The 15,973-nt window shown below is 73.9% G+C and carries 17 protein-coding genes; 6 read left to right on the top strand and 11 right to left on the bottom strand.

What is annotated here, in order from left to right:
• From ACGFMP_RS30525 to ACGFMP_RS30515, 3 genes are all read right to left on the bottom strand, one after another.
• A partial coding sequence (locus ACGFMP_RS30525) for a heterodisulfide reductase-related iron-sulfur binding cluster (protein WP_393676389.1) occupies positions 1-180 on the bottom strand: 180 nt, incomplete at its 3' end.
• A gap of 143 nt (positions 181-323) precedes the next feature.
• Positions 324-1,454, bottom strand: a complete 1,131-nt coding sequence (locus ACGFMP_RS30520; RefSeq protein ID WP_393676388.1) for an NAD(P)-binding domain-containing protein — start codon at positions 1,452-1,454, stop codon at positions 324-326.
• 45 nt (positions 1,455-1,499) lie between these two features.
• The gene (locus ACGFMP_RS30515; protein ID WP_393676386.1) at positions 1,500-2,324 is read right to left on the bottom strand and encodes a glycoside hydrolase family 3 N-terminal domain-containing protein; all 825 of its coding nucleotides are present in this window, start codon (positions 2,322-2,324) and stop codon (positions 1,500-1,502) included.
• Between the two features lie 448 nt (positions 2,325-2,772).
• On the opposite strand from ACGFMP_RS30515, the gene ACGFMP_RS30510 reads away from it, so the two are divergent.
• Positions 2,773-3,195, top strand: coding sequence for a YjbQ family protein (locus ACGFMP_RS30510; protein WP_393676384.1), 423 nt, complete (start codon positions 2,773-2,775; stop codon positions 3,193-3,195).
• Between the two features lie 11 nt (positions 3,196-3,206).
• Here the strand turns inward: ACGFMP_RS30510 and ACGFMP_RS30505 are convergent, their stop codons facing one another.
• The gene (locus ACGFMP_RS30505) at positions 3,207-4,277 is read right to left on the bottom strand and encodes an ATP-dependent DNA ligase (RefSeq protein ID WP_393676382.1); all 1,071 of its coding nucleotides are present in this window, start codon (positions 4,275-4,277) and stop codon (positions 3,207-3,209) included.
• A gap of 218 nt (positions 4,278-4,495) precedes the next feature.
• On the opposite strand from ACGFMP_RS30505, the gene ligD reads away from it, so the two are divergent.
• The 3 genes from ligD (at position 4,496) to ACGFMP_RS30490 (ending at position 7,418) form a co-directional block, all read left to right on the top strand.
• Entirely contained in the window at positions 4,496-5,512 is a 1,017-nt protein-coding gene (ligD, locus tag ACGFMP_RS30500) for a non-homologous end-joining DNA ligase (protein WP_393676380.1), read from the top strand.
• 185 nt (positions 5,513-5,697) lie between these two features.
• Positions 5,698-6,681, top strand: a complete 984-nt coding sequence (locus ACGFMP_RS30495) for a GlxA family transcriptional regulator (protein ID WP_393676378.1) — start codon at positions 5,698-5,700, stop codon at positions 6,679-6,681.
• Positions 6,682-6,800: 119 nt separating this feature from the next.
• Positions 6,801-7,418 carry a DJ-1/PfpI family protein gene (locus ACGFMP_RS30490; protein ID WP_393676376.1) on the top strand — a complete coding sequence of 206 codons (618 nt, stop codon included), beginning with the start codon at positions 6,801-6,803 and terminating at the stop codon, positions 7,416-7,418.
• Here the strand turns inward: ACGFMP_RS30490 and ACGFMP_RS30485 are convergent.
• Positions 7,400-7,936, bottom strand: a complete 537-nt coding sequence (locus ACGFMP_RS30485; RefSeq protein ID WP_393676374.1) for an Lrp/AsnC family transcriptional regulator — start codon at positions 7,934-7,936, stop codon at positions 7,400-7,402. The two genes, ACGFMP_RS30490 and ACGFMP_RS30485, sit on opposite strands and share 19 nt — an antisense overlap.
• A 239-nt stretch (positions 7,937-8,175) precedes the next feature.
• Between ACGFMP_RS30485 and ACGFMP_RS30480 the strand changes: the two genes are divergently transcribed.
• Positions 8,176-9,216 carry a lactonase family protein gene (locus ACGFMP_RS30480; RefSeq protein WP_393676372.1) on the top strand — a complete coding sequence of 347 codons (1,041 nt, stop codon included), beginning with the start codon at positions 8,176-8,178 and terminating at the stop codon, positions 9,214-9,216.
• Positions 9,217-9,316: 100 nt separating this feature from the next.
• Here ACGFMP_RS30480 and ACGFMP_RS30475 read toward each other — a convergent pair whose 3' ends face one another.
• The 3 genes from ACGFMP_RS30475 to ACGFMP_RS30465 form a co-directional block, all read right to left on the bottom strand.
• A complete protein-coding gene (locus tag ACGFMP_RS30475) occupies positions 9,317-10,207 on the bottom strand; it encodes a sirohydrochlorin chelatase (RefSeq protein WP_393676371.1) in 891 nt (296 codons plus the stop codon).
• Between the two features lie 133 nt (positions 10,208-10,340).
• Positions 10,341-11,318 (bottom strand): N-acetylglucosamine kinase, encoded by a 978-nt coding sequence (locus ACGFMP_RS30470; RefSeq protein WP_393676369.1) that lies wholly within the window; start codon positions 11,316-11,318, stop codon positions 10,341-10,343.
• A gap of 3 nt (positions 11,319-11,321) precedes the next feature.
• Positions 11,322-12,164, bottom strand: a complete 843-nt coding sequence (locus ACGFMP_RS30465; RefSeq protein ID WP_393676367.1) for a phospholipid scramblase-related protein — start codon at positions 12,162-12,164, stop codon at positions 11,322-11,324.
• A gap of 178 nt (positions 12,165-12,342) precedes the next feature.
• Here ACGFMP_RS30465 and ACGFMP_RS30460 point away from each other — a divergent pair, with 178 nt between their 5' ends.
• Positions 12,343-13,020, top strand: a complete 678-nt coding sequence (locus tag ACGFMP_RS30460; protein ID WP_393676366.1) for a uracil-DNA glycosylase — start codon at positions 12,343-12,345, stop codon at positions 13,018-13,020.
• Between the two features lie 30 nt (positions 13,021-13,050).
• Here ACGFMP_RS30460 and ACGFMP_RS30455 read toward each other — a convergent pair whose 3' ends face one another.
• From ACGFMP_RS30455 to ACGFMP_RS30445, 3 genes are read right to left on the bottom strand one after another with little or no spacing between them, the layout of a single operon-like run.
• Positions 13,051-13,539, bottom strand: a complete 489-nt coding sequence (locus ACGFMP_RS30455; RefSeq protein ID WP_393676365.1) for a S26 family signal peptidase — start codon at positions 13,537-13,539, stop codon at positions 13,051-13,053.
• On the bottom strand, positions 13,536-15,401 hold the full coding sequence (locus ACGFMP_RS30450; RefSeq protein WP_393676363.1) for an ABC transporter ATP-binding protein: 1,866 nt from the start codon (positions 15,399-15,401) through the stop codon (positions 13,536-13,538). The genes ACGFMP_RS30455 and ACGFMP_RS30450 overlap by 4 nt, the downstream gene beginning before the upstream one ends.
• Positions 15,398-15,955 (bottom strand): hypothetical protein, encoded by a 558-nt coding sequence (locus tag ACGFMP_RS30445; RefSeq protein WP_393676361.1) that lies wholly within the window; start codon positions 15,953-15,955, stop codon positions 15,398-15,400. The genes ACGFMP_RS30450 and ACGFMP_RS30445 overlap by 4 nt, the downstream gene beginning before the upstream one ends.
• Positions 15,956-15,973 lie beyond the last annotated feature (18 nt).

The raw sequence follows: 15,973 nt of genomic DNA, 5'->3' as shown, positions 1-15,973 counted from the left end.
GCGGGCCAGTGGTTCTGCCTGGTGCCGGTAGCCGGTGTTGTAGTGGGCCTGGCCGCAGCAGGTCTGCCCGGCGGGGAAGTCCACCTCCACACCCAACCGCTCCAGCAGCGTGACCACCGCACGCCCGGTACCCGGATACAGCACGTCGTTCACGCAGGTCACGAAAAGGGCTACGCGCATGGCTCCTCCACGACGCTCCGACGGAGGCTGGGCTGATCTCGATCACGCATGCGCTCATACTGCCGCAATCGACGTCAGCAGGGAAGAAGACATCCGATGTTTATTGGCCACTCTGGGACGTGTCCTACGGCCTCACCAGGCCTTCAGCAGGCTCCTTCGAGGGAGCGCCCGCGGGCCGGTCCCACGGGCTGTGCAGGCTCCGACGGGTGCCGGCCCGTCAGTGCCCGGATCTCGCGCACGGCTGCACGGCCCGCGCGGTTGGCCCCGATGGTGCTCGCGGACGGCCCGTAGCCGACCAGGTGGATCCGCGGGTCCTTCATCACCCTGGTCCCGTCCACCGCGATGCCGCCGCCGGGCTCGCGCAGCCGCAGGGGGGCGAGATGGTCGAGTGCGGCGCGGAATCCGGTGGCCCAGAGGATCACGTCGGCATCCAGCGTGCGGCCGTCGCTCCACGCGACGCCGTGCGGGGTGACCCGGTCGAACATCTCCTCGCGTCGCAATATGCCGCGGTCCATGGCCTGCCGGACCGCGTCGGTCGCGGCCAGCCCCGTCACGCTCACCACGCTCTGCGGCGGCAGCCCGCCGCGCACCCGCCGCTCGACCCTCGCGACCGCGTCGCGGCCCCAGTCCTCGGTGAAGGGTTCGCTGCGGAAGACCGGCGGGCGCCGGGTCACCCAGGTGGTGCGCGCCACCTCGGCCAGCTCCATCAGCAGCTGTACCGCCGAGGTGCCGCCGCCGACGACGACCACGTGCAGGCCTGCGAAGTCCGCCGCCCCGCGATATCCCGCGGTGTGCAACTGGCGGCCGAGGAAGGTCTCCTGGCCCGGGTAGTACGGCAGGAAAGGCCGGTCCCAGGTCCCGGTCGCGTTGATCAGCGCACGTGCCGACCAGATGCCGGCGTCGGTCTCGATCCGCAGCCGGCCGCCGGCTGCCTCGCGTACCGCCGTCACGTCCACCGGGCGGTGCACCCGCAGGTCGAATTCCCGCTCGTACCGGGCGAAGTAGTCGCTCACCACCTCGGCGGAAGGCCGGCCGGGGTCCGCGTCGTCGAGCGGCATGCCGGGCAGCTCGTGCACGCGGTGCGCCTTGCCGTAGGTCAGCGACGGCCAGCGGTACTGCCAGGCGCCGCCAGGGCCGGGGGAGTGGTCGAGCACGACGAAGCCGGTGTCGGGTGCGAGGCCCGAGCGGCGCAGGAAATACCCCGCCGACAGTCCGGCCTGACCGGCGCCGACGACGGCCACCTCGACCTCGACATCACGCACCGCATCGTTCATGCCTGTGCCAACGGCGGCGCCCGGGGAATGCTTCCCCGGCAGCATTCAGCCGGTGCCCGCCGTAGGGGCCGGCTCGGCCGCGGGCATCCGCGGCTCGGAGGCCCAGCGGCGCAGCCGTGCCACCCGCTCCGCGGCCTCCTCGAGCCGCCACTGCGGCAGATCGCCGTCGGCGACCGCACGGGCGGCGGCGGCCTGGATCGCGTCCCGCACCCCCGCGCCGCTCGACGGTCCCAGGCGTACCAGGTCGACACCGGCGATCCACGCCAGCACCGCGGCACCCGGCACTCCCCAGCCGTCGACGATCGAGGGTGCGTCCAGCGCGTCGCTCACCACGACGCCCGCGTATCCCAAGTCGCCGCGCAGCACGCCGGTCACCGCGCGGGCGCTGAGCATCGCGGGCAACTGCTCGTCCCCTGGCACCGGGGCGTGGCCTGCCGTGATCGCCCGTACACCGGCGGCCGCGCCCTCGGCGAACGGCCGGAGGCTGCCGTCGGCGGTGAAGGGGCCGAGCGCGGCTGCCACGCCATGCGTCTGAAGGTCGGTGACGAAGACGCGGGTCTCGTCCGCGCGGAGCCCCGGGCGGACGGCCAGATGGAGGTTCGAGCCCGCCGCGACGAGGTCGGCTGCGGCGGCGCTGCCGCTGCTGCCCGGCAGGTCAGGACCGTGGTGCCCGGTGAGCGCGTCGGGTAGTGCCGCCCGCAGCGCATCGGCGGTCGCCCGCGCCGCCGGGCCCCGCGCGTCCACGGCCGCGCCCGGCGTGCCGCTCTCCAGGCTGCGCAGGATCCACTCGGGCAGCCGTCCGCGGCGCTCCCGGGCGGTGGGCAGCAGGCACGAGTCGACCAGTGTGGTGAGCCGGCGCAACGCGTTCACCCCCCTCTGGGCCGCGGCGAGGACGGGCGGTGTCCAGGCCCGCTGAATGGTACAGACCAATTGCCATCCAGGGCAACGGACTCCCATCCCGGCCCCAGCCATCCGGCCCGCCGCACGGCCCGACCTCCCCGGGGCCGCGAGAGACCACCCGCCCCCGACTCCAACCGTCCGCCCCCCCAGCGCCGCGGGGAACCGCGCGCCAAGCCCCGACGCGGGCACAGGCCCAGGACCGCCGGAAGGGGCAACCCCCGGGGGCGCGGGTCACTGGGCGCTCAGGCCCTACCGGTGTGCTGACGTGAGACGGCCGCAAAGGGCACCCCGGGGGGCGGGGAACCGCGCGCCAAGCCCCACCCGGCCGGAGGGGAAGGGCCATCGTGAGGGGCATCCACGCGGCGGCACGCCAATGCGCTTGGCCCCGGCCTCCGTGCACGGGGAGGACAATGGCGGCATGGCAGACCGCTACCGCTCGCGCGTGATCGACGTCCCCACCGGCTCGGTGGAATCCGTGTACGACCTCACCGGCGACTGCGCCGCGTTCCTCCGCGAGGAGGCGGCGGGCAGCGACGGACTCCTCAACGTGTTCGTACCGCACGCCACCGCCGGCGTCGCCGTCATCGAGACGGGTGCGGGCAGCGACGACGATCTGCTGGCCGCCCTGCGGGACCTGCTGCCCGCCGACGACCGGTGGCGGCACCGGCACGGCAGCCCGGGACACGGGCGCGACCACGTGCTGCCGGCGCTCGTACCGCCGCATGCCACGCTGCCGGTGGTCGGCGGCAGGCTCGAGCTGGGCACCTGGCAGTCCGTGGTGCTGGTGGACACCAACCGGGACAACCCCCACCGCCAGGTGCGGCTCAGCTTCCTGGGCTGACCCGGCGGGCCCTAACGGCCGTCCCCCGGCAGGAATTCCGCCAGGTCGTAACCGACCGGTTCCGCCAGTTGGGCGTACGTGCACTGCTCGGGTTCACGGTCCGGCCGCCACCGGCGGAATTGCGCGGTGTGGCGGAAGCGGTCCCCCTGCATGTGGTCGTAGGCGACCTCGACGACCCGCTCGGGTCGCAGCGGCACCCAGGACAGATCCTTCTTGCCGGTCCACCGGCTGGGGCCGCCGGGCAGCCGCCCGGACGCCTGGGCCTCCTCGCTGGCCCACTCCTGCCAGGGGTGGCCGGCCACCGACTCCATCCGCAGCGGTGCCAGCTCCTCCATCAGCTCCGCGCGCCGCCGCATCGGGAAGGACGCGCAGACGCCCACGTGCTGGAGGCGCCCTTCGGCGTCGTGGAGGCCCAGCAGCAGGGAGCCGACCACCGGGCCGCTCTTGTGCGTGCGCAGGCCCGCGACGACGCAGTCGGCCGTCCGCTCGTGCTTGACCTTGACCAGGACCCGCTCACCCGGCCGGTAGGCCAGGTGCGGGGGTTTGGCGACGACCCCGTCGAGCCCCGCGCCCTCGAAGCGGTTGAACCAGTCGGCCGCGAGCGCCATGTCGTCCGTGGCGGGCGCGATGTGGACCGGTGCCGCCACGTCACGCAACGCCTTCGTCAGGGCGGCCCTGCGGTCCCGCTGCGGCTCCGCCATCAGCGACGTGTCGCCGAGCGCGAGCAGATCGAAGGCGACGAAGCTCGCGGGCGTCACCTCCGCCAGATGGCGTACCCGCGAGTCGGCCGGATGGATCCGCTCCAGCAGCGCGTCGAAGTCCAGCCGCCCGTCGCGGGCGATGACGATCTCGCCGTCGAGCACGCAGCGCGGCGGGACGAGGGCCCGCAGCGCCTCCACGACCTCGGGGAAGTAGCGGGTGAGCGGCTTCGTCGAGCGGCTGCCCAGCTCGATCTCGTCCCCGTCGCGGAAGACGATCGCGCGGAAGCCGTCCCACTTGGCCTCGTACTGCATGCCTGAGGGGATGGCCTTCGCGGCCTTGGCCAGCATCGGCTGCACAGGGGGCATCACCGGCAAGTCCATGCCCCGATTGTGCGCGCCGGAGCGGCGGGGAGCGCGGCGGCGTACCCGCCGGCCGCGAAACCGTCCGGTGTTCCCGTCGGGGCCGCGGCACCTCGCTGCGTTCCTGGGCCCGTCCGGATGCGGCCGGTACGGGGACGACCCGGCGTCCGGCGGTCGACCGCGCCCGGCGCCGCGCGCTGATCCGCCCAGGAGCGCGGGAGAGCCCTTAGCGTGGGGTCATGGCAGAGACGCTGGAACTGACCGTCGGCGACCGCACCGTCCGGGTGTCGCATCCGGACAAGGTCTACTTCCCCCAGCGCGGCCTGACCAAGGCCGACCTGGTGCGCTACTACCTGAGCGTCGGCGACGGCATCCTGCGCGCGCTCAGGAACCGGCCCACCACCCTGGAGCGCTACATCAGCGGCGTGGAGGGCGACTCGTTCTTCCAGAAGCGCGCGCCCAAGAACCTGCCCGACTGGATCCCCACCGGCCGCATCGCCTTCCCCAGCGGCCGCTACGCCGACGAGATCTGCCCGACGGAGACCGCGGCGGTGCTGTGGGCGGCGAACCTCGGCACCTTCACCTTCCACCCCTGGCCGGTCCGCCGCGGTGACACCGAGCACCCGGACGAGCTGCGGATCGACCTCGACCCGCAGCCCGGCACCGACTTCTCCGACGCCGTCCGTGCCGCGCAGGAGCTGCGCGACGTCCTCGAAGGGCTGCGGCTGACCGGCTGGCCGAAGACCTCGGGCGGCCGCGGCCTGCACGTCTTCGTGCCGATCGCGCCCGAGTGGACCTTCGCCCAGGTGCGGCGCTCGGCCATCGCGGTGGCCCGCGAGCTGGAGCGGCGGGCGCCGGAGCGGATCACCACGGCCTGGTGGAAGGAGGAGCGCGGCACGAAGATCTTCGTGGACTACAACCAGACCGCGCGCGACCGTACGATCGCCAGCGCCTACTCCGTACGCCCCTTCCCGCACGCGCCGGTGTCGGCGCCGCTGCGCTGGGACGAGCTGTCCGACGTGGCGCCCGCCGACTTCGACCTGGTCACCATGCCCGCCAGGTACGCCGAACTGGGCGACCTGCACGCGGACATGGACGAGCACGCCTTCCGGCTCGACGCCGCCCTCGAACTCGCCGACCGTGACGAGCGCGAGCACGGCCTCGGCGACCTGCCGTACCCGCCTGAGCACCCCAAGGTGAAGGGCGAGCCGAAGCGGGTCCAGCCCAGCAGGGCCAAGAAGACCGAAGAGAACTGAAGCACGGGGGCGCCGCCGCGGCCCGGCGCAAGGACCTGACGCAGGCCGCCGCCTCGCCGGCGCCCGGTGGGCGCAGGCGGGCTCGGATCCGGCCGCCGTGCGCGCGGGTCCTTCCGTCCCGTGTGGCGGAAATCGTCACAAGGCTGTCCTTGCCGCCGCCGCGACCCGCACCGGACGATGAACGCATGCCCAGCCGACGCATCGTCTTCGCCGTCTTCCCCGGCTTCCAGCTGCTGGACCTGTCCGGGCCGAACGAGGTCTTCGTGCAGGCCGGGAGGCTGACCGCGGGCACGGGTCCCGAGGTCGTCGTGGACACGGTGGCCGCGGCCCCCGGGCCGGTCGTCAGCAGCGGCGGCCTCGCGGTCTCACCGACACTGACGGTCGAGGAGTTCACGGGCCCGGTGGACACCCTCGTCGCCGTCGGCGGCGGGGGCGTCCACCAGGCCTGCCAGGACGCCGCTTTCGTGGACTGGTTCGCCCGCACCGCCCGCGGGGCCCGCCGCACCGCCTCGGTGTGCAGCGGCACCTTCCTGCTCGGCGCGGCGGGGCTGCTCGACGGCCGGCGGGTGGTCACCCACTGGTCGGCGTGCGACCTGCTGGCCGCGCGGCACCCCGCGGTGACCGTCGACCCCGACCCGATCTTCGTCCGCGACGGCGACCTGTGGACGTCGGCGGGCGTCACCGCGGGAATGGACCTCGCCCTCGCCATGGTCGAGGCCGACGACGGTCCCGAGGTGTCGAGGGCCGTCGCACGCCAACTGGTGATGTTCGTCCAGCGCCCCGGCGGCCAGGCGCAGTTCAGCGCCCAGCTGGCCGCCCAGCGCCCGGAGCGGCGGTCGCTGCGCGAGGTGGTCGACTGGGTCGCGGACCACCTCGCGGAGGACCTCGGAGTGCCCGCGCTCGCTGCCAGGGCGGGGATGAGCGAGCGCAACTTCGCCCGTGCCTTCCGCGCGGAGACCGGCAGTACGCCGGCCGCGTACGTCGACAGCGCGCGGGTGGAGGCCGCCCGCAGGCTGCTCGAGTCCACCGGCACCACCGTGGAGGCGGTGGCCCGCGCCTGCGGCTACGGCACCGTCGAGACCCTGCACCGCAGCTTCAAACGCTCCGTCCGGGTCACCCCGGGGGAGTACCGCAGGCGCTTCGCCCCGCACGCCACCGCCGGGCGCTGAGGCCCCTTCCCGCGCCACCCGACCGGGTCCCGACGCCGCACACCGCCGTGCGGCCGGTGCCCGCCACCCGCACACCCCTTCCTCCGCCGCCGGGACCGCCCGGCCAGAAAGGCACCGCCATGCGCATCGTCTTCCCGATCTTCGACGGCCTCACAGCGCTCGACGCCGTGGGCCCCTACGAGGTCCTGCGGATGCTCCCTGACGCCGACGTCGTCTTCGCCGCCGCGGTGCCCGGCCCCGTCACCGACGGGGCCGGGATGCTCTCCCTGACCGCCACCGAGGCCTTCGCCGACGTCACGGCGGCCGACGTGCTGGTCGTCCCGGGCGGGCCCGGTGCCCGCGCCAACGTCCGCAACGAGGCGCTGCTCGACTGGATCCGGCGGATCGACGCGACCACCAGGTGGACCACGTCGGTGTGCACCGGCTCGCTGCTGCTGGGCGCGGCCGGCCTGCTCGAAGGGCTCAGGGCGACCACCCACTGGAGCGCCACCGGCCTCCTGGAGTCCTACGGCGCCACCTACACCGAGCAGCGCGTCGTGGAGCAGGGCAGGATCATCACGGCCGCCGGGGTGTCCTCGGGGATCGACATGGCCCTGCAGCTGGTCGAGCTGATCGAGGGCCCGATCGCGGCCCAGGCCTTCCAACTGGCCATCGAATACGACCCGCAGCCGCCCTTCGACGCCGGTTCGTACGCCAAGGCGCCGCAGGCCGCGAAGGACTACCTGGCCTCGCGCTGAGCGGCGCCTGCCGGCTCGGGGCCCGCTCCGCTGCCCCGGCCCGGCTCGGATCCCGCGGCCAGGGACTCGACCAGCGGAAGCACCCGGTGCGGTACGCGTTCCGACAGGGCTATCTCGGTGCGGATGCGCACCACGCCGGGCAGCCGGCCCAGCCGCTGGATGATCCCCTCCAGGTGCGCGTTGTCCCGTGCCACCACCCGGGTCAGCAGGTCCCCGCCGCCGCCGGTGATGGAGAACGCCTCGACGATCTCGGGCACCGTCGCGAGCGCGTCGCCGACATCGTCGAGGTGGCCTCGTGCGACCTCGATCCTGACGAAGGCCAGTACCGGGTGGCCCAGCGCCGCCGGTGACACCCGCGGGCCCGCCATCACGATCACCCCGTCGCGTTCCAGCCTTTCCAGCCGGGCCTGGAGGGTGCCGCGGGCGACGCCGAGAATGCGGGCGTACTCGCGGACACTGGTGCGCGGCCGGTCGAGCAGCAGTCGCAGTATGCGGGCGTCCAGGGCGTCGAAGGGCATGGGCCCGCCGTCTCCTCACCGTCGTCGGGATGTCATGATCACCGTACTGATGGCCCGGGCGGGACCGGCTACTTTGAGCCATCACCGCAGCATGGGCCCGTCCGTACCGCCCAACGGCCCTTGCGGACGGCCGCGTCGGCGGGCCACTGGCGACTCGCCGGTGGCCCCGGGGGCGACGTGCCCGACGTCAGGTACTACTCTCAGCCGCCGTACAGACATCAGGCGGAAGAGGTACGGCAGTGGCCGGGCACGTTTACATCGGGTCGTTCACTTCGGCGGGTGGGCGCGGGCTCACCACGGCCGCCGTCGACCCGGACACGGGAGCGCTCACGGCGCTCGGGGACAACGCCGACGTGCCCGATCCGTCCTTCCTGGCGACATCCCCCGACGGTGGGACGCTCTACACCGTCAGCGAGAGGGAACCCGAGGGCGCCGCGGCGGCCTTCTCGCTCGCCGACCCGGCCGCACCGAAACTGCTCGGCGCCCCGGTCCCGGTACACGCCGGGGCACCCACCCATCTCACCGTCCACCGGGGCCACCTGCTGACCGCCAACTACGCGGAGCCCGGCAGCGTCAGCGTGCTCGCGATCGAGGCCGACGGCAGCCTCGGCGGGCTGCTCTCGCTGCTGGAGCACGAGGGCGACGGACCGAACCCGGAGCGCCAGCAAGGACCGCACGCGCACCAGGTGCTGTCCGACCCGACAGGGCGCTGGGCGGTCAGCGTGGACCTGGGCACCGACTCGGTGCGGGTCTGCGAACTCGACCCGGCGAGCGGGGAGCTGGAGATCGAGCGGGAGCTCGGCCTGCGCTCCGGCATCGGCCCGCGCCATCTCACCTTCCACCCGGCGGGCCGGCACGCCTATGTGATGAACGAGCTGGAATCCGTCGTCACCGTGTGCAGCTGGGACCCCGAGCGCGGCAGCCTGCGCCCGCTGTCCGAGACCCGGGTGCTGCCGCAGGGCGCGGAAGGCGAGAACTACCCCTCCGAGCTGGTGGTCTCGCACGACGGCCGGTTCGCGTGGGCGGCCAACCGCGGCCACAACAGCATCGCGGTGCTCGCCATCCACGACGACGGCGAGCGCCTTGAGCTGCTGGAGACCGTCGGCTGCGGCGGCGACTGGCCGCGGCACCTGACCCTCGACCCGTCCGGCACCCGGCTCTACGCGGCCAACGAGCGCTCGGGCGACGTCACCTGGTTCGACGTCGACCCGGCAGGCGGCATCCCCAAGCAGGCAGGTTCACTCGACGTGCCGGCCGCGTCCTGCGTGCTCTTCGCCTGACCTCGACCGGCTGCGGCCCGTCACGGCATACGGCGGCGGGCGGACCCTCCAGGGGATCCGCCCGCCGCCGTATGCCGTGCCTGTGCCGTAGGGCCGCCGCTCAGTGGATGGGCGCGCCCTGCGGCTGCTGCATCGAAAGGCCCAGCGCGGCCGCGTACTGCGTGACCACCAGCTTGCCGACCGCCGGGTAGGGGCCGAGCGCGTCGGCGCCCGAGCAGCCCGCCTCCGCCGCGGCGGTGTGCAGCAACTGGGGGGCGATCTCAGGGCCGATCAGGCAGGGCGCGAGCGCCAGCGTGCCGGAGCCCGACGAGCGCAGCTGCTCGGCGGCCTGCGCGATGGCGCCGTCCTCGTCGAGCGCCGCCGCCAGCACCGGCACCGCGAGCCGTGCGGCCAGCAGCAGCCCGGTCACACCGGCCGCCTGCGCCGCCTCCTCGCCGCCCACCGTGGCCAGGATGATCCCGTCGGCCGCCGTCGCCACCGTGAACAGCCTGGCCCGGTCCGCGCGGGCGAGACCCGCCTCCGACAGCCTGACGTGCAGCGCCTCGGCGAGCAGCGGGTGCGGGCCCAGCACCTCGGTCAGCTCGACCTGCGCCTTGCTGTCGGCGACCGCCTGCCGGATCCGGCGCAGCACCGACGCCTCGGGGCCTGCGAGCAGCGGCACCACGACGGCCGCGGTGTCCTCGCCCGCGCGCTCGGCCGCGACCTGGTCCAGCACGCTGCGCAGCGACGGGAATTCGCTGTCCTGGTCGCCGTCGCCGTCCACGAAGCCGATCCGCGGGTCAAGCCCGGAAAGCTCCGAGCGGGCGATGCTGACGACCTCCTCGGCGAGGCTCAGCGCGGCGGCGGACGGGGTGCCTGGGACGGCCAGGACCAGGACCGGCGCGCCCTCGGGCGCGGCCATCGCCTCCGGTCGGCGGTGGCGACCGGTCTGGCGCGGGCGCGGCATGCGAACGGGAAGGCCGGAGGCAGGACCGCCTGTGGTAGTGCTCATGGCGACGCATGCTAACGCCTGGCGGCGCACTGATGCCCAGCCGGGTACGAGACAGGTCAGACCTGTCCAGAAGTGTCCGTTTCCCTGGTGACACTCGGTCAACCGTTCATCATCGTACGCGCCTGAACAGCGGCTATCGCCGAATGACGTCCAGCATCGCGCCGTCGCACGGCAGCGTCAGCCCCTCGTGGTGCAGCGCCCGCGCGATGAGGAGGGCGCCGTCCAGCGGGTCGCCGGCCGCGGGCACCAGGACCGCGTCGGGCAGCAGCCACTCGGCCTGGTCGCGCAGCGGCCCGAGCAGCGGCTCGCCCATCTTGAACAGCCCCCCGGCCAGGCCGACCTCGGTCTCGCCCGGCTGCCGGGGCCGGGCAGCGGCGGCAGACTCCAGGATGTGCTGGGCGGCCTGCCGCAGGATCTCCGAGGCCACCGGGTCCTGCGCCGCGCACCGCGCCACGTCGGGGGCGAAGGACGCCAGGACGGCGGGCCGGTCGGTGCGCGGGTAGAGGCGACCCGGCATCGAGCCCGCGGGGCCGAACCGCTTCTCCGCGCACGCCAGCAGCGCGCCCGAGCCGCCCGCCCGGCCGTCGTGCGCGCGCATCGCCGCGTCGAGGCCGGCCCGGCCGATCCAGGCGCCGCCGCCCGCGTCGCCCAGCAGATGGCCCCAGCCGTCGGCGCGCCGCCAGCTCTCTCCTGCCGTGCCCAGGGCGATCAGGCCGGTGCCCGCAGCGACCACGACACCGGGGCGCAGGCCGAGCGCGCCCGCGTAGGCGGTGACGGCGTCACCGGCCAGCGCCAGCGCGCGTACTCCGAAGGCGTCCTCCAGCGCGGCGGGCAGCACCGCGCGCAGGTCGTCGCCGAGCGTCGCCATGCCGGCCGCGCCGACGCAGGCCGAGGCCAGCGACCGGGCTGACACCTCGTGCAGCAGCCCGTACACGCGCGGCAGCACGCGTTCCAGCAGGCTCGCCGCGTCGATTCCGTGCTCGCCCGTCGCCACCGGGCGGTCGTCGGAAACCGCGCCGGGGCCCCCTGAGCCGTCGGTGCGGGTGATCGCCACCCGCACCCCGGAGCCTCCGGAGTCGACACCGAGCACCCACTGTGTCGTGCCAGGCACGGCTCAGCCGAACCCGCGGGAGTCCTGCTTGAGGGCGGTGTCCACGGTCAGGGCGGAGGCGACGACCATGCTCAGCAGCGGATCCTGGAGCTGCCGGTGGATCTGCAGCACGTAGTTGTCCGCGGTGGTGAACATCGTCTTGGCGAGGCCTTCCCAGGTCTTGGTGATCCGGGCGATCTCGGTGTCGGTGTGGTCGACGATGGCGAAATTCCAGGCGCGCCAGTTCTCCGCCTTGATGGCACCGATCTGCTGGCCGTTGTACATGAAGCCGAACTTGATCTTGCCGAAGGCGTTCTGCTGGACGATCTCGCCCAGCGGCTCACCGTTCGCCCGGTGCACCAGCACCTTGGACTTGATGAACTTCGCCGGCCGGGTCAGCACCAGGTGCGGCTGCCCCTGGGCGTCCCTGACCTCCAGCTTGTGGGTCAGGAACTGGTCGACGCTGGAGACGAAGCGCAGCACCTTCTTCGCGGTGCTCTGCCCGACCTCCACGACGGACCCCAGGGTGCGGCCCTGCTGGTCGAAGACGCTGTACTCGTTGACAAGCTCGATCAGCTTGGCCTTCTGGTTGACCACCAGGACGGGCTCGGTGAACAGGGTGCCGCCGCCGTACACCGTCGGCGACACGCCCGCCTGGTGCTGCACCTGCTGCTGCACCTTCGCCGGGTCGGGGGTGCGGCTGACGTTGAGCTCCCACGCGCTGCCCCCGCCCGCGCCCTGCTGCTGGGGCACCTGACCGGGGTTGGTGTGCTCGGTCCACTGGGCGCCGTCCCAGTAGCGGAGCAGGTTCGGAGTGCCTTGCGGGTCCGCGTACCAGCCCGCCGGGGTATTCGAATGCGTTGTCACCCGGGCAGAGTACCGTCAAGCACCGGTCGAGGGAGCTTCCGTTTCACCGGCGGTACGGGCGGGTCGGGCAGCGGAGCTGCGACGGGTCCGCGGGCCGGTCGGCGACCGCGCAGGGGGCGCCTGGGGGAGGCCGCGGGCGGTCGTGGGCGCGCTCCATGGGCCAGTAGAGTGATCCGCCGTGGCAGCAAGAGAGTTGAGCGAACTTGTCGAGCCCGGGTGGGCTGAGGCACTGCGCCCGGTGGCCGGGCGGATCGCGGCGATGGGCGACTTCCTGCGTGCGGAGATCGCGGCAGGGCGGACGTATCTGCCCGCGGGCGCGAACGTGCTGCGCGCCTTCCAGCAGCCCTTCGACGAGGTGCGGGTGCTCATCCTCGGCCAGGACCCGTATCCGACCCCCGGAATGGCCGTCGGGCTCAGCTTCTCGGTGGCACCCGAGGTGCGCAGGCTGCCGGGCAGCCTGGAGAACATCTTCCGCGAGCTGGCCACGGACCTCGGCCTGCCGCGGCCTTCCAACGGCGACCTCACCCCGTGGACCCGGCAGGGCGTGCTGCTGCTGAACCGGGCACTGACCGGCGCCCCGCCCAAGCCCGCAGCGCACCGCGGCAAGGGCTGGGAAGAGGTCACCGAGCAGGCGATCCGCGCGCTGGCCGCCCGGGGCAAGCCGCTGGTGTCGGTGCTCTGGGGGCGCGACGCGCGCAATCTGCGGCCGATCCTCGAGGGCCTGCCCGCCATCGAGTCGGCGCATCCCTCCCCGATGTCGGCCGACCGCGGCTTCTTCGGCTCGCGCCCCTTCAGCCGCACCAACGACCTCCTGATCCGCCAGGGCGCCCAGCCGGTGGACTGGCGCCTGCCGTAGGGCGGCACGGGCACCCCGCGGTTGGGCGGTTCAGCGGCCGAGCTTGCGCAGCACCACGCCGTACAGGCGGTCCGCGGCCAGGTAGCCGGCGTGGCGGGAGTCGTGCGAGCGCTCCGGATTGTCGCCCAGCACGACCAGCCGGCCGGCCGGCACTCGGGTACCGGGCGCCGAGCGCAGCGCCGGAACCGTGTCGCGCGGGATCGGGTCACCCGGCACGGCCGTGACGCGCTTGATGATCCAGCGGGCACGCGGGCCCTGCGCCGCACCCGGTGCTTCCCGGCCGGCGGTGTTCCGCCCGGGTGCCGGGCCGTCGCCGCGCAGCACCACCACCTGGCCCGCGCGCAGCGCACCGGCCGGTGTCCGCCTGACGACCACCCGCTCACCGGGCCGGTACGCCGGCAGCATGCTCTCGCCGTGCACGGTCACCACCAGGAACCGGCGCCGCAGCCGCAGGAGGCCGAGCACACCGGCGGCAGCGGCGAGGGCGACGGCCCCGAGCACGGCGGGGGCGCCGGTCACCGCGGCGCCCCCGCCGGCTCCGTGGCGGCCGGCTCCGCGCCGTCGTCCCGGTAGCCTGCCGCCTGCCGGGCGAAGAGCCGGGCGTAGGTGCCGCCGCCGGCCATCAGCTCCGCGTGCCCGCCCTGCTCGGCGACGACGCCGTCCGCGAGCACCACGATCCAGTCGGCGTCGCGCGCCACGCCGAGGCGGTGGGAGATCAGCACGCTGGTACGCCCCGCCCGCAGCGTCCGCAGCCGCCGGTGCGCCTCGTACTCGGCGTCGGGATCGAGCCCCGCGCTGGGCTCGTCGAGGACCATCAGGTCCCGGTCGCTCCGCAGGAAGCCCCGGGCGATCGCCAGCCGCTGCCACTGGCCGCCGGACAGCAGCACGCCTTCGGCCTCCTCGTCCTGCTCGGGCGCGAACCCGCGGCTCAGCAGCGTGCGGTAGCCGTACGGGAGGGCCGCCAGCGTGTCGTGGACACCGGCGTCCCGCGCCGCCTGCTCGACCCGTGCCGCGTCGTCCGCGACGGCGAGGTCGCCCACCGCGATGTTGTCCGCCGCGGTCAGCTCGTAGGCCACGAAGTCCTGGAAGACGGCGCTGATCCGGGCGCGCAGCGCCTCGGGCGGCACCTCGCGGATGTCCACGCCGTCCCACAGGACGGCCCCGCGGGTCGGGTCGTAGAACCTGCACAGCAGCTTGGCCAGGGTGCTCTTGCCCGCGCCGTTCGGCCCCACCAGCGCGACCGTGGCACCGTCGGGGATGAACAGGCTGACCCCGCGCAGCGTCCACGGGTGCTCGGGGCTGTAGCGGAACCAGACGTCCCGCAGCTCCACACCGCGGCGCAGCGGCGGCAGCGACCGGTCGCCCCGCACCGGCAGGTCGGGTGCCGCGGTCACGATCCAGACGTGGTGGTGGAAGGTCAGCAGGTGCTCGTAGGCCATCACCCCGGCCGACACCACGATGTTCAGCGACGCCTGGACGCCGGCGACCGCCGCCACGAACATCGACACGTCGCCCAGGCCCAGCCGCCCGTGTCCCGCCGCGAGGATCGCCCAGATCAGCCCCGCCCCCGCCACGATCGCCGAGGCGGCCGACAGGCCCGCCTGGATCAGCAGCTCCCGCCGGTCCATCCGGCGGCGGGCGGTGTTCGCGGTACGCAGCTCGGCCAGCATCCGCAGCCGCAGGAAGTCGCCGAGGGCGAAGAGCCTGATCTCCTTGGCGGCGTTCGCGGTGGACATCAGCTGCGCGTAGAAGGCCTCCCGGCGCTCGGTGGGGCCGATCCGCCACAGCATCGCCGTGCGCTGCCGCGACAGCCGCAGCTCGATCAGCAGTGCCGGCAGGGCCGCGAGCAGGACCAGGACGGTGAAGGCCGGGTTGATCAGTGCCAGTGACCCGACGAAGCCGACCGCGGTCACCGTGCTGCTCGCCGCCGACAGCGTGCTGTCCACCAGCCGGCCGGGGTGGCTCGCGCTCTGCTGGGCCAGCCGCAGCCGGTCGAGGAAGGCCGGGGTCTCGAAGCCGGCAAGACCTGGGGACCGCGACACCGCCGCGAACAGCTCGTCCTTCGCGTACAGCGACGCGCGCCGGTCCACTTCGGCCCGCAGGTACTGCCCGGCGTGCGAGGCCGCCGCGGCACCGGTGGTGACCGCGGTGATCGCGAGCGCCAGCCCGAGCAGCGAGTCCGACCGGTGCTGCGCCACCGTGTCGAGCACGGCCCGCATGAGCCAGGCGACCGCGATGGGGGCGACGGAGCCGACCAGGGTGACGGCCAGATATCCGAGCAGCTGCAAAGGCGCCGACCGCCACACCATCGCGGCGGTGCGTGCCGCGCACCGCCGCAGGTCCCGCCCCGCCGGTGTGATCCGCGGCCGGTCCTCGCTCACGCCGGCGATCCGACCCGCAACCGGGAGATCCTGCCCTCCACCGCCAGCAGCCTGCCGCCCGCCGACACCTGGTAGAAGGTCGGGAACGCCTGGACGCCGAAGGCCTTGCCCACCGCAGGGACGTCGTCCCCCACGATCATCCGCGCGACCGGCGACAGCGCCGTGACCAACTCCTCCGGGTCTCCTGATCGGGCGTCGAGTACTGCCACCACCTGCCGCCGCTCCTGCGCCGCGGCCCACGAGGCGATCTCAGGGAGCTGGTCGCGGCAGCCTCCGCAGTCGGCTGACAGGAACGCGACCACGGCGCCCTCGGGCAGCAGCTCGCGCGTCACCCGGTCACCGTCCATCGTCGTCGCGTCGAACTCGCCGACGAGTTCGCCCGCGCCCAGCGCGCCGCGGGGTCCGGGAGGCCCGCCCATCAGGTCGATGGCTTCGTACAGTGCGTCCATCAGCTTCGTGTGTTCCCTGAGCCGGCGGATCACTCCGAGGGTCAGCACCAGCGTCAGCAGACACATGACACTGAGGAGAGCCACGACGGCAGTCAAGTAGGGCATGGGATACCTCCGTGCGAA

Source organism: Streptomyces sp. NPDC049040 (assembly GCF_043197715.1).
In the GTDB taxonomy this organism is placed as follows: domain Bacteria; phylum Actinomycetota; class Actinomycetes; order Streptomycetales; family Streptomycetaceae; genus Actinacidiphila.
Note: the sequence above shows the minus strand (reverse complement) of the source record. Positions and strands in the feature narration are given on the sequence as shown.

Excerpts from the sequence above, each read along its gene's own strand:
- ACGFMP_RS30475 (WP_393676371.1), bottom strand. The coding sequence starts at position 10,207 with ATGAGCACTACCACAGGCGGTCCTGCCTCCGGCCTTCCCGTTCGCATG.
- ACGFMP_RS30490 (WP_393676376.1), top strand. The coding sequence starts at position 6,801 with ATGCGCATCGTCTTCCCGATCTTCGACGGCCTCACAGCGCTCGACGCC.
- ACGFMP_RS30510 (WP_393676384.1), top strand. The coding sequence starts at position 2,773 with ATGGCAGACCGCTACCGCTCGCGCGTGATCGACGTCCCCACCGGCTCG.
- ACGFMP_RS30485 (WP_393676374.1), bottom strand. The coding sequence starts at position 7,936 with ATGCCCTTCGACGCCCTGGACGCCCGCATACTGCGACTGCTGCTCGAC.
- ligD (WP_393676380.1), top strand. The coding sequence starts at position 4,496 with ATGGCAGAGACGCTGGAACTGACCGTCGGCGACCGCACCGTCCGGGTG.
- ACGFMP_RS30505 (WP_393676382.1), bottom strand. The coding sequence starts at position 4,277 with ATGGACTTGCCGGTGATGCCCCCTGTGCAGCCGATGCTGGCCAAGGCC.
- ACGFMP_RS30520 (WP_393676388.1), bottom strand. The coding sequence starts at position 1,454 with ATGAACGATGCGGTGCGTGATGTCGAGGTCGAGGTGGCCGTCGTCGGC.
- ACGFMP_RS30445 (WP_393676361.1), bottom strand. The coding sequence starts at position 15,955 with ATGCCCTACTTGACTGCCGTCGTGGCTCTCCTCAGTGTCATGTGTCTG.
- ACGFMP_RS30495 (WP_393676378.1), top strand. The coding sequence starts at position 5,698 with ATGCCCAGCCGACGCATCGTCTTCGCCGTCTTCCCCGGCTTCCAGCTG.